Annotated in this window: 13 protein-coding genes and 2 pseudogenes; 8 read left to right on the top strand and 7 right to left on the bottom strand. The window is 38.8% G+C overall.

Annotated elements, in window-relative coordinates:
• Positions 1-12 precede the first annotated feature (12 nt).
• Both DT065_RS04175 and DT065_RS18760 read left to right on the top strand, forming a co-directional pair.
• Complete coding sequence (locus tag DT065_RS04175; protein WP_114371152.1) at positions 13-231, top strand: helix-turn-helix domain-containing protein; 219 nt, start codon at positions 13-15, stop codon at positions 229-231.
• A 219-nt stretch (positions 232-450) separates the two neighbouring features.
• Entirely contained in the window at positions 451-618 is a 168-nt protein-coding gene (locus DT065_RS18760) for a hypothetical protein (RefSeq protein WP_160112399.1), read from the top strand.
• 52 nt (positions 619-670) lie between these two features.
• Here the strand turns inward: DT065_RS18760 and DT065_RS04170 are convergent.
• From DT065_RS04170 to DT065_RS04145, 5 genes and pseudogenes are all read right to left on the bottom strand, one after another.
• Positions 671-1,698: pseudogene (locus DT065_RS04170) on the bottom strand (Ldh family oxidoreductase).
• Positions 1,699-1,719: 21 nt separating this feature from the next.
• Positions 1,720-2,400 carry an RraA family protein gene (locus tag DT065_RS04160; RefSeq protein ID WP_114371146.1) on the bottom strand — a complete coding sequence of 227 codons (681 nt, stop codon included), beginning with the start codon at positions 2,398-2,400 and terminating at the stop codon, positions 1,720-1,722.
• Between the two features lie 270 nt (positions 2,401-2,670).
• Complete coding sequence (locus DT065_RS04155; RefSeq protein ID WP_114371144.1) at positions 2,671-3,885, bottom strand: CaiB/BaiF CoA transferase family protein; 1,215 nt, start codon at positions 3,883-3,885, stop codon at positions 2,671-2,673.
• Positions 3,886-4,026: 141 nt separating this feature from the next.
• Positions 4,027-4,890, bottom strand: a complete 864-nt coding sequence (locus DT065_RS04150; RefSeq protein ID WP_114371142.1) for a citryl-CoA lyase — start codon at positions 4,888-4,890, stop codon at positions 4,027-4,029.
• A 22-nt stretch (positions 4,891-4,912) separates the two neighbouring features.
• Positions 4,913-5,680, bottom strand: coding sequence for an IclR family transcriptional regulator (locus DT065_RS04145; protein ID WP_114371140.1), 768 nt, complete (start codon positions 5,678-5,680; stop codon positions 4,913-4,915).
• Positions 5,681-6,217: 537 nt separating this feature from the next.
• Here DT065_RS04145 and DT065_RS04140 point away from each other — a divergent pair.
• Genes DT065_RS04140 through DT065_RS04130 form a run of 3 tightly spaced genes read left to right on the top strand, consistent with a single transcriptional unit; the run spans position 6,218 to position 9,224 of the window.
• Positions 6,218-7,219, top strand: a complete 1,002-nt coding sequence (locus DT065_RS04140) for a tripartite tricarboxylate transporter substrate binding protein (protein ID WP_114371139.1) — start codon at positions 6,218-6,220, stop codon at positions 7,217-7,219.
• 12 nt (positions 7,220-7,231) lie between these two features.
• A complete protein-coding gene (locus DT065_RS04135; protein ID WP_114371137.1) occupies positions 7,232-7,675 on the top strand; it encodes a tripartite tricarboxylate transporter TctB family protein in 444 nt (147 codons plus the stop codon).
• 55 nt (positions 7,676-7,730) lie between these two features.
• A complete protein-coding gene (locus DT065_RS04130; RefSeq protein WP_114371135.1) occupies positions 7,731-9,224 on the top strand; it encodes a tripartite tricarboxylate transporter permease in 1,494 nt (497 codons plus the stop codon).
• Between the two features lie 317 nt (positions 9,225-9,541).
• Here the strand turns inward: DT065_RS04130 and DT065_RS04125 are convergent.
• Both DT065_RS04125 and DT065_RS04120 read right to left on the bottom strand, forming a co-directional pair.
• A pseudogene (locus tag DT065_RS04125) lies at positions 9,542-9,708 on the bottom strand (IS1380 family transposase); the annotation flags it as partial.
• Positions 9,709-9,747: 39 nt separating this feature from the next.
• Positions 9,748-10,266: a sigma-70 family RNA polymerase sigma factor gene (locus DT065_RS04120; RefSeq protein WP_114371133.1), complete on the bottom strand. Its 519-nt coding sequence runs from the start codon at positions 10,264-10,266 to the stop codon at positions 9,748-9,750.
• A gap of 603 nt (positions 10,267-10,869) precedes the next feature.
• On the opposite strand from DT065_RS04120, the gene DT065_RS19810 reads away from it, so the two are divergent.
• The 3 genes from DT065_RS19810 (at position 10,870) to DT065_RS04115 (ending at position 12,423) form a co-directional block, all read left to right on the top strand.
• Positions 10,870-11,007 (top strand): hypothetical protein, encoded by a 138-nt coding sequence (locus DT065_RS19810; protein WP_162497244.1) that lies wholly within the window; start codon positions 10,870-10,872, stop codon positions 11,005-11,007.
• 226 nt (positions 11,008-11,233) lie between these two features.
• On the top strand, positions 11,234-11,581 hold the full coding sequence (locus tag DT065_RS18755) for a hypothetical protein (protein ID WP_160112398.1): 348 nt from the start codon (positions 11,234-11,236) through the stop codon (positions 11,579-11,581).
• Positions 11,582-11,691: 110 nt separating this feature from the next.
• Positions 11,692-12,423, top strand: coding sequence for an HD domain-containing protein (locus DT065_RS04115; RefSeq protein ID WP_227002722.1), 732 nt, complete (start codon positions 11,692-11,694; stop codon positions 12,421-12,423).
• The last annotated feature ends 73 nt before the right edge of the window (positions 12,424-12,496 follow it).

Raw genomic sequence — 12,496 nt, 5'->3', positions numbered from 1 at the left:
GAAGTGAAAAAGATGAAAAAAGTCGAAATCATGATTAATGAACTACTTAACAAGCATAACCTCACGCTCCACGCGCTACATTTAAAAACAGGCATACGCCGAGCTTCACTTAGTGAGCTTGCTAGTGGTAAAAGGGAGCGTGTGCAACTTGAACACATTGAAAAAATTGCTGACGCATTGGACATCAACGATATTAATGAAATTATAACTATAAAAGAGGAGGACCATTAAAATTCTGGAAAATAAAAGGTTCATCCAAAAGCGCCAAATAAAAACTGATTATTAAGTAGATTGTGACAATAGAGCGAAGCATGGGAGATGTTGGATCCAATATAAAGAAAAAATCATTGCGGCGATAAGACCATATATTCCAGATTTACCAAAAAAGGTACTCAAATTACTTAAATTAGGTAGGGGATCATTTGGCATTTCGGAAGGGGACGTTGTTTTTTGTTTCTTGCTTACTTACGTTTGTTAGGAGCGACAACCCGATTTGTATCAGGGCGTCCGGCCGGTATTTATCGACTCGGAACCGGTGACGAACATATCGCGGCATTGGCGCACGATGAAGGATGCGAGGGAGTAGGGGAAGATGTCCAAAGCTGTGGAAATTTTTGACTGACCATAACACGATGGAGAAACATAACCGCCCGTTTTACGGGGCAGTTATTTATTCAAGCCTATTATTTACACCGTAACTCTCGGCAACATCGTTAATTTCGGAAATGACTTCGTCAGAGAGAGGAATGCCTTCCTGTTTCCGTTTAAGCATTTTTTCTTGTTCAATTTCCCCTGGTAAGTAAATGCGTTCGTATCCTTTTGCAAGAGGAATGGTACGTATTTCTTCTTTAAGTTTTGCAACATTATGATAGAATTCTTCGATTTCCTGAAATAAATCTGCACGCATGACGAAATAAAATTGACCTATATTTTGTCTTGTTTGAAGATCTTCAGGGCGGCCGATATGGGAAGCGAACCCAGCGCCGGTAAATAAACCAGAGAGGACTTCTACTAAAAATGCAAGGCCGTATCCTTTCGCTCCTCCAACTGGCAGAACAACGCCTTCCATTGCTTCACGGGCATCGGTAGTAGGTTCACCGTCTTTTGTAAGCGCCCATCCGATGGGAATTTTTGTATTGTTTTTAACTGCTAGTTTAATCTTGCCGCGCGCGACGACACTCGTAGCCATATCAAAAATGATCGGCGGCCCATTGCCGGTTGGAACCGCGTATGAAAATGGATTAGTCCCAAAATATCGTTCTTTCCCACCCCATGGAGCCATGTTAGGTGGAGTATTTGTCGTAGCCATTGCTACATAGCCTTGTTCAGCAGCGTAACCTGTATAGTCGGCGAGCATACCGCAATGATTAGAATTATTGATGCCGATGATGCCAACACCTGTTTGCTTCGCTTTATCTATGGCGAGGTTAATACCCTCTGTTGCTGATAAAATGCCTAGCTGATTGTTGCCGTCCAAGAGCGCACTTACAGCTGTTTCTCTGACGATCTCTGTTGGTTTGTTTTTTTTTCTGTATAGTTTTTTATACGAGTGACTCCATGTGAATCGACACCTCTTAAATTCGCAAGCACTAAGTGTTTTGCAATAGTCTCGGATTCTTGGGAACTTAACCCTTCAGCTTGAAAAATATCAGCAACGATATTTTTCAAGTTTACTTTATCAAATGTTAACAAAGACATTTTTCCACTCCCATCAATGTCTTAATTCGTAATATAAGGTTTTATTTTTTCTGCAAGCCACTTCGGTTCAATGGGAGGGGGTGTTTGACCTTCTTTACGCTTTAATTCATATTCTTCAATCGCAGCAATACGCTCTTTTTCGTAATCTAGTTTTCTTTCGGCTTTCGTTAGTGCATCTTCTACAAGATGTTGAGGCACGACGGTAACCCCATCTGCATCGCCTACAACAAGATCACCTGGAGTAATAACAACTCCACCGCATGTGATGACACTCTGTTGAGTTCCGGGACCATCTTTTAGTGGACCATTCGGAACAAAACCTGCGGAAAAGATGGGAAAATTAATATCTTCAAGTGCTTCTCGGTCACGGATGGCTCCATCAATAACAATGCCTTCTAATCCGATCGCCTTTGCTGCTCGAATCATAAGTTCGCCAAGGTAGGCATTTGAGAGTTCGCCTTTACCATCTGCAATGAGAACATAGCCTTCTTCTCCGGAATAGATGGCTTGATGTAAAAAGAGATTATCGGTTGGCCGTAGGCTTACAGTTGTGGCAGTACCTACAACTTTCATTGTTTTTGATACTGGCTTTATGGAAGCACTCATGCTGATGTTCTCCGCAACAGCATCACTAAGAAGCGTGCTACTTAATCTCTTTGCCCGTTCGATGATGGACGGTGAAAGTTTAGGTGGGTGTGTCATAATATTCCCCTTCATTTAATAGTTTTGAACGTTTTCGAATGACCTGCTATTATTAATTAATAATTTCTTTAGCATGAAATCGGCTTTGATGGATTGAACAATAACCTGTAAATCAGCTACTGCTCTCCTTTAGATTCAAAATAATAGAAGAAAAGCAGTGGAGTGTAATTGGAATTGTAAAGGGAAAAATGGCATTTTAAGGATAATTCAATAGATTTGATTGGGTGCGAGAAACATGCTGTAATAACAGAATAAAATGAGTTAAGTTCTTTAAATCACTTTTTGAGTTTTTAGCTCTTCGATTTCTCCTGAAGAAAGTCCAAGTGAATTTTTTAGTATATCTTCATTGTGTTCGCCGAGTTCAGGGGCACGATGACGAATACTACCTGGTGTTTTTGAAAACTTGGGTACAACACCGGGAACTTTAACTTTTCCAAGTCTTGGATGGTCTACCTCTACAATGTTTTCACGTGCCTTATAATGCGGATCCTTGAAAATATCCTCAATCGTTAAGATCGGGCTGACTGGAACACCGTAACTATCAAGTACACTCGTAAGTTCATCTTGCGTATGCTGTTTAATCCAAGGTGCAACGATGTTTTGTACCTCATCATCATGCTTTAGGCGTACAGAATTTGTATAATAGCGATCATTTTCCAACATGTCCTCGCGCTTCATTGCTTTTGCTAAACGTTCAAAAGTGGAATCAGTGCTACAGACCAGTACTACATATTTACCGTCGCGGGTTTCATACGTTCCTGCAGGACTTGAATGCCCAGCAAGACCTGGACTCCGTTCTCTAACTTTTTGGTTTTGATCATATTCAGCCACCAAAAATTCAAGCATACGAAAAATAGATTCATAAAGCCCCATTTCAACCTCTTGTCCACCGATGCCAACGTCTTCGTTAATATCTCGGCTATATAATGCACTAACCGTTGCCAGGGCCATATGAATACCGGTGATGTAGTCAAGAAGCGAATAGGGTGGGCTGACAGGGGGACGATCTGTATACCCGGATAATGCCGTATGCCCGCTAAATGCGGTTCCTGGGGTTCCAAATCCTGCTCTTTCTCGATATGGTCCGGTTTGTCCATAACCTGATATTCGAGACATTATTAAGTTAGGATTAGACTTTTTAAGTTCGTCATAACCAAGCCCCCATTTTTCCATAGTACCGGGACGAAAATTTTCAATAAGAACATCTGATTGAGAGATTAATTTTTTGAAAATATCCTTTCCTTTGTCTGTGCGAATATCTAGTGTGATGGATTTTTTGTTTCTAGCTAATCCAGGCCAGCGAAGCGGTTCGTTGTTTTTATATGGGCCTACAGTTCGTAGCGTGTCTCCTTTTCCAGGTAATTCAATTTTTGTAACATCAGCTCCAAAGTCACCCAAAAGTGTAGCTGCATAAGGTGCAGCAATCATAGTAGAAATATCAAGTATTTTAATTCCTCTCAGAGGGCCAGTGTTTTCCTTGGTCATAAGTTTTTCTCCCTTTTTACTAGTTTCTTATAGAGCAACTTACACTCCATAATCACGTTGAAATAAAGTGGAAGATATATGGGTCTACAATTATATTGTATATCTTCCAATTACAGTCATAACTTTTTCAGTATTGCTCTCTTATAGTTTGTAATTTCTTACCTCTCCTTTATCTTCTAATTTCCGGTTTTTAACTCCAGTATATTGAATGAACTCCTCATTATTGGGTCCTGGACCTTTGACAAGAGCTCCTTGCTGTAATTCCTCAAATGCATGAGCCGTAATCCCCATCCCTCGAGAAAGTGCAAAAATTCCTTTAGCGGCCTCTGCAGGAAGACCAAGTTCACATTGAATTGCGGCTGCAACTCCGTCAATATTCATTGTAATCGGACGGTCTTTTTTTCCTGCAAGAGATTTGCGGAATTGTTCTGCAATCTTAAGATAATCCCCTGAGATTTCTCCTTCTTCAACTAATGGTTTTGCTAATTTATAAAGGCGGTGAACACGAGGATCGTCGTCGTGTAGCTGATGCCCTATTCCAGGTATTTTTTCTTTTCTCTCAAGCAAGTTTTCAAGCTTATTATCAATGACTTCATTAATTGTTTGTCCTGTTTCTTCAACTTCTGTCATTGTTTCATAAAACAACGCCATACCTTTTTCAGTGGCTCCACCATGTGAATCTCCAAGTAAGTTAATCCCAGTAGCTACCGCAGAGTTAAAGGAAATTCCACATGTAGCTGCCATCCGACTAGCTGCAATTGAAGGAGCTCGGGGTCCGTGGTCTGCACCAGCTACTAAAACACTTTCAAATAACTTAGCTTTTTTTTCGGTAAGAATACTTCCAGTCAATAACAGAGCAAGCATTTGGCTATAGGAAACATTCCCGATAAGCTCTTCCATGTTATACCCTCGGATGTTCACCCTATTTTTTTCTATCTGGCTTATTTCAGTTTTCCACCAGCCTTCACCTTGCTTATAAGATTTAAGCGCACTTCTGTTTGACATGATAAACCTCCTTAATTTAGCCTTAATTTTTCGCAGTAGGATTAAAAGGGTAACCTAGGTTATTGGAAATTTCCATTGCAGCTGCTATAAGGGTTGTTTTTAAATTAGTTGAATCTTGAGGTTTGAAACGGCTAGAAGGACCAGAAACGGATAATGCAGCTATTACATTGCCATTGATATCAAAAATCGGTGACGATGCAGCTGATGTACCAACTTCTCTTTCATCAATACTTTGAGCATATCTTTCTTCTACAATATGGTTAAGTTCATTTTTTAAAGTAACTTTGCTTTGAATCATGGATTGTTGATGGATGGCTTTTTCTATAAATTCCATCGATTGATGAGCAAGTAATATTTTCCCGCCAGCCCCTAAAGTTAATGGTAGCTTCTGACCTATGCTAATCATATGTTTTACTGATTGCATACTAGCATATTGATGAATGCAAACTCTCTGTTCTCCCTCTAATACATAAAGATTAACAGTTTCATTTGTTTGATCACGAAGACGTTTCATGGTCGTATCAGCTACTGATCTTAGTTCAATCGATTGACCTGCAACGTGACCGATATAATAAAGCTGTCTTCCTAATTGATATTTCATAGTAATCGGGTTTTTTTCTACAAATTGATTATACTCTAATGTTGCCAATAACCTTGATGTTGTTGATTTTGCTAAATTAATTTTTGCAGATATTTCTGTAAGAGTTAACTCAGTTTCATTTACGTGAAAGCAATTTAAAACATCTATTGCTCTCTGTAGTGTTCGAGTTCCTTTTGGTGCTTCATCGATTTCAAATCTCTCCTTCCTAATTTCATTGGATGCAACTTAATTTTAATAAATGGAATTTGTTTTATTTTAAACTGTTTTTTTAATAGTTTCAAGTACCTTAGTGAGTTCGTATTTATTAAAAGTTTAAGATACGGTCTTACTCACACAAATAACATTTATAAATCTATATCCAGAAAAAATTATTTAATTTTTATGATGACAACCTTATGTTCATCTGCTATAATGCTTCAAAAGGTCATTCCATACAACGATATATATTTCCATACATTGAAACATTTAATATGTAAGCGTTTCTATAATTCAAACATGGTTTTAAAATCATCCGCCGAAACAAAGATAGAAAAAGCGCGAAAAATTTATGGAATTATGGGAGACAAGCGGGGCAGATGATTATCTAATTTGCATGATGTTAAAAGGAGGGATGGCACTAACAGAAACATTAACTTGCATATTGTCGATATGGATCCAATAATTAATCCAATGATTCTCTGTTGAAAGTTATTAATTATTTTTCAAAATAAAAAGGATGGTGCAAAAATGAAGAAATTGCCTGTAATCAGTAGTATAGCGTTATTGATTTTTGCGGTGGGGTGTTCAAATGAGCAGTCAGAGGAAAGTGCCTCTGGTGAAACCGATTGGGAACCTGATAGAAATGTAGAGCTACTTGCTCCTTCGGGTGCAGGTGGTGGTTGGGATACACAAGCAAGGTTAATAGCTGATGTTATAGGTCAAGAAGGTTTGATGGAACAAAATATTGGTGTAGAGAACATGGAAGGTGGGACTGGGGCGGTAGGAATGAATCACGTAGCCACCCAAAATGACCCCCATAATATTTTTGTGAGTTCAGCTACCAGTATCCCTACTTGGCTCTCAGATGATACTGAGTATGGTATGGAAGACTTTACACCAATTACTAACCACGGAGCTGACTATGGAGTTATAGCTGTACATGCTGATGCGGAATGGGATAACTTAGATGATCTTTTTGAGGACATGGAAGAAGATCCATCATCTGTATCAGTAATAGGGGGAAATGTCCCCGGGGGATTTGACCATATCCAATTTATGCAGTTAGTGATGGAAACCGATGTAGATGTTGGTGATGTTCAATACGCTGCAGATAACGATGACCATGGCATTCCAGCAGTGTTAAGTGGTAGTGCAGATGTCGTAACTTCAAAAACAAGCAGTGGTATAACGGAACAAGTTAGAGGAGATAATTTAAAAATTTTAGCGATTCTTTCTGAAGAAAGGCTCGAGGTAGATGAAATGTTTGAAGAAGTACCTACAGCAGTTGAGCAAGGATATGATGTTGTTTCGCCAAATTGGCGTGGCGTTCATGGTCCCGGTGACATGACCGATGAAGAAGTTCAATATTATGAAGAAGTATTTAGAAATGTCGCAGAATCAGAGGAATTCCAAGAACAAATACAGCAACTCGGCTGGGAAGATCAATATATGGACAGTGAAGAATTTGCTTCCTTTCTTGAAGAAGAGGAAGAGACTTATCGTGAAGTATTAGAAGAACTGGGTCTGTAAGGGGATTGGAAAATGAAGTTTCTTAACAAATATATAGCTACCATACTTTTTGTGTTATCTATTGTATATATAACAACAAGTTTCTTGTTACCATCCTATCCCCATGTTCCAGTTGATTCAGATTTTTTCCCGCTAATACTTGGATTTTTGTTATTGTTTCTTTCTGTTATATTATTCTTCACGAAAGATTCAGAAAAATATTCCTTGTACGTTCCAAAAGGCGACTTACTAGCCCTGTTAGGGGTCGCCTTCCTGATCTTTCTTTATATATTCCTGCTTGAAATATTAGGTTTTCTCATAGTTACAGCGGCATTCATATACATCTGTTCACTGTTTCTGGGCTATAGAAATCACGTGGTAAGTGTAATTGTAGCACTGGTTTTTCCTGTAAGTATATACTTTTTATTTACTGAATTTCTGATGATTTCTCTACCGAGTGGTATTTTGCCCTTTTAGCTAGACTTGAATCAAGTAGCAAACTTAACTTAAGAATTTATTAAAGAGGGATTGTATGGAAGTATTTAGTGAAATACAACAAGGTTTTCAGGCTGTATTTAGCTTAGAGGGCATTTTATTTATACTTTTAGGAGTATTAATAGGTACAGTTATTGGTATAATGCCAGGGTTAGGGCCTATAACAGCTATTGCGGTAATGATACCAGTCACATACGGATTAGAACCATATCTAGCCCTTTTTCTTATGGCTGGGGTATATTATGGAGCTGTTTTTGGCGGGTCATCTTCATCAATATTATTAAATGCCCCTGGGTCAGCAAGTACTGTTGCAACAACTTTTGATGGATACCCCATGGCTCAAAAAGGGGAACCAGGGAAAGCACTGGCTATTGCGGCAATAGCGTCGTTCATAGGTGGAACTGTAGCAATTGTGTTAACCACTCTCTTTGCTCCTTATTTGGCTGTTTTAGCTACAACGTTTGGTCCTCCAGAGTATTTTGCTCTAATGTTTCTTGGGCTATCGGCAATTGCTACCCTTTCAGAAGGTTCGATGATTAGGGCATTTATTTCCGCCGTTTTAGGTCTTATGATAGCTACTATTGGGATTGACTCGCAAACAGGTACAAGTCGTTTCACATATGGCAGCGAAAATTTAATGGGTGGAATTGACTTCTTAGTGGTAGCTATGGGCTTATTTGCATTAGGGGAAATAGGTTTTTTAATTGTTAATCGTAAAGAAAAATCAAGTGAGCAAATGATGACAAATTATAATATGAAATTAACTAAAACGGATTTTAAAGAAATGTCTGGTCCGGCGAGTAGGCACTCTGTTTTAGGTTTCTTGATTGGAATTTTGCCTGGGGCAGGGGCTACTATTGGCTCATTTCTATCTTATTTAACTGAGAAAAGAATATCAAAAAAACCCCATGAATTCGGTAAGGGATCAATTAAAGGACTTACAGCACCCGAATCAGCGAATAACGCTGCTTCAACAGGTTCATTTATTCCTTTGCTAAGTTTGGGTATACCTGGTTCTGGTACAACAGCTTTACTCCTAGGAGCATTGTTAGTTTTAGGTGTCCAACCAGGCCCAACATTGATGGAGAATGATCCTCAATTATTTTGGGGTGTCATTATTAGTATGTATATAGGAAATATATTCTTACTAGTTATTAATCTTCCTTTAATACCATATATAGCAAGAGTATTAGCGATCCCGAAGCCATTATTAATTTCACTTGTCATTACATTCTGTTTCATTGGTATCTATTCAGTCAGCTTCAATGTCTTTGATCTTTACATGCTATTCGCCTTTGGCGTTTTAGGCTATTTGATGAAAAGGTTAGCCTTTCCTGCAGCCCCATTTATTCTCGCATTTATTCTTGGGGGGATGATGGAAACAAGTTTGCGTCAAAGTTTAACTTTATCAGGAGGAGATTGGCTAGTCTTTGTGCAACAACCAATATCACTTGTTATGTTAATACTTGCAGGGTTGTTAATTGTGACACCAATATTGGTTCCGTTTATAAAAAAGATTAAAGCAAAATAAAAATTCATACACTTCTTTGATGGTAAAATTCATGATTAATTTGAATCGTGAGTTCGATAATCTGGAAACGATCTCCTTATTATGCATACTTAAAGAACAATATTTCTTTAAGTAATATTAAAAAACAGAAACCGGCAGGTGTATCCTTGCCGGTTTTTGGGTTTATTTTACATATTTTTTTAGTTCCGCTAATACCCTTTTCACCAGCTTTTTACTGTTTTCGATGAAAAAGGACTCATAAGCTGAAGCTCGTGTTACTATCGGCAAAATTTCGATGGAAATGGTAAAATTCATACGTAATTTTTTGGTGCAATGGTTTCCTCATAATAGCATTCGGATTGTGTAACGTCAGATGGCATCGTTGAAGGACGGAGTTCCTCTGCCAGTCGTTGCAGGTTTAGACGGATTCGTTTTCACATAACTTGTACAGCTCTGGAACCGCAAAGCCACTGTCCCCGCGCAGAAATGGAATCGTTTCCGGAAACATTTACCACTTCTGCATATTATCCGACGATGAAAGACGTTACTGCATGATTTTTCTTAGTTTGCGCAGTGCATTTTTTCGCCAGCCTTTATCGGTTTCGGTGGTAACGTTGTCTTTGGCGGCGATCATGCGAGGGGCTTGATCGTGGGCGGCATGTTCAATCACCCATAGCTGTTCACGAGGGCTTAAGTGATGGAGATAGGGGGAGAGTGCATCCATGTCAGATGGCACGAGATACTCCGGTGCAAGGTTGAGCAATCGTTCCAGTTCTGGCGAATCTGACGAAAAATAAACATGACGTTCTTGATGGTTGCTGTCTTTTCTTAACATCGTTAGCATTTCGTACCTGACGCGCATAAACGCATACGAAGAGAAGGGCCCTTTCTCTGCATCATAATCCCGGTATGCATACCAAAGGCCTGAATAGCCAGCTTGTAAAAAATCTTCGTGATTGCTATGAATGTGGAGTCGACGGATCATACGATGAACGAGCGGGGTGTAGTCGTGATAAATGACTTCAAACGGAGGGTAAGTAGAGGGGTTTTGAAAGGTACTCATTGAAATTCCTTCCGGGACAGCGCTGTTCAATGATTTTTACCATGGTACTTATAATATAGCAACAAATAGGATAAAAGGGTATATATGAAAAAAACTATATCAAATAGTTTTTTTAAAATAGATTCTTATATTCCGTATAGTACCTACGAATCTGGACAGCACTGAAAGAGATGGCCTCAATCAGTCCATTTTATCAATAAGCTGGGGGATCACTGGCGTTGATCCCATACGAACGGGTTGAATATCGGCGAGATCTTCTGATTATAGGGTCAAATGAATCACCTCAAGGTTTGTGTTCCCCTAATCTTTGATATGAGCAGGGCAGTTTCTGCCAAAAATTAAAAACGTGCTCAAATGGGCACTAAATGTGGAATCTATAGTTCTCATTTCACATTTTTTCCTGTAAAATATATTATAGATTGGATATTATCGACTTGTGGAGTAATCCATAAGTGAAAATCGGATGAATTCAATATGGATACCGTGAGCCAAGCCAAGGGAATTACTGTCCCTGTACCTTGGAAGGTGCAACGCATAGACAGTGAGGAGGGTATACCAATAATCTGTCCACGAGCGCCCGACATCCTGCACGGATGAACAGGTATGCTGATCTGCTTGGAACAAGTAGAAGCATGGGATAAAAAGCCGAGCCCTCGGTCGGGTGATCTGGAATCAGTGGATCGTTCTCGTTTTCTTGCCACCCAAGCCCGTGAACCGGCGTTCCATTATCAGCCACAGTGAAGTTGGCCACAACTACCGGATCATCAATATCGTTGCTGGTGTGGGGGGGTGGTCATTTGGAAATGAAATGTTGGGAGGTAATTAGATTGAATAAGGCAGAAATTGCGAAGGACTTACACTACATTTTGGAAATAAGGTACGGATCGCAATGTTTCAGCTGATGAGTATAACGAGTTGTTGGCGAACGAGATTACAAAATTATACGAAAAAATTTATGATGCTGTAAATGACAAGGAAAACAGGAAATAGAAACTTCCTTAAGAGAACATTTAGATGTGTCACTAAAAAGTGTGTATTACACTCGGCAACTCAATTGGATGTGTTTACTATAAGACGGTTTTTAATTAGTATATCGTTAATAAAAGGATTTCTTTGGTTATTTGCTGTAATTCCTTTATTATTGCAATATCTCTTAAAAGATTTTTCAGATGCTACTAATTTTACAGAAGTAATGTCATCCATTAACGATATAACTACTAGAGTAGCCATTGGATTAGCAATATTAGTTGGCATAGAGCTCATCTTTAAAAGTCTTTATGATTTACGCAATTATCCTAAGGGAAATGATAACTAGCGTGAAATTTATTTGGAGAAGTATATGGTAAAGTAGGTTATAAAGTATTGACGTAATGATGTCAAATTTCCAACAAAGGAACCTTTGTTCCTGAAATGGGAGGATGAGTCATGAAAGTTTTTCGGGATCCTGTGCATAATTTAATATCATTTGATAAAACAAATGAAAAGTTATTTTTGGATCTTATTGATACGAAAGAATTTCAACGCCTGAGACATATTAGACAATTGGGGGTGAGCTCCTATACGTATCCAGGAGCAGAACATACTCGTCTTGCTCATTCCATTGGTGTGGCTCATTTAACTAAACGTTTTGTCGAAAGGTTAGGACAATTCAAGGGAGAAATAACTCAAGAAATATTGGAATATAAAGATGTGGCTATCGCAGCAGCTCTTCTTCATGATATTGGTCATAGTCCTTTTTCTCACGCTTTAGAAGATGTGACGAACGTAAATCATGAGAAGTGGACTGTCCATATTATAACGGATCCCTCTACAGAAATTTATGCAGCTTTGGAGAGGTATAAACCAGACTTTTCTAAACAGGTTGCAGATGTGATACAACGGACACATCATTCGAGTGTTTTGGTCAAATTATTATCAAGCCAACTAGATACAGACCGAATCGATTATTTGCAGAGAGATTCACTGATGACAGGTGCTCAATATGGGTCATTTGACTTAGAGTGGCTGATTAATACCTTAAGAATTGGTGAAGTTCAAGGTACTACCGAAGTAGGGCTTGACTTAAATAAAGGATTAAGCATTGCAGAGGTATGGCACGTTACTATATGTACAAGCATGTCTACTTTCATAAGACCACTCGATGTGTTGAACGTATGATTTTAAAAATATTTCAGCGGGTACAAGAATTGCTAATTGAAGAGAAAATACACGTTGAATTGCCAGAGGAATT

Origin of the sequence: Salicibibacter kimchii, from assembly GCF_003336365.1 — a bacterium.
GTDB classification, from domain to species: domain Bacteria; phylum Bacillota; class Bacilli; order Bacillales; family Marinococcaceae; genus Salicibibacter; species Salicibibacter kimchii.
This window is presented reverse-complemented; position numbering and strand designations above follow the sequence as displayed.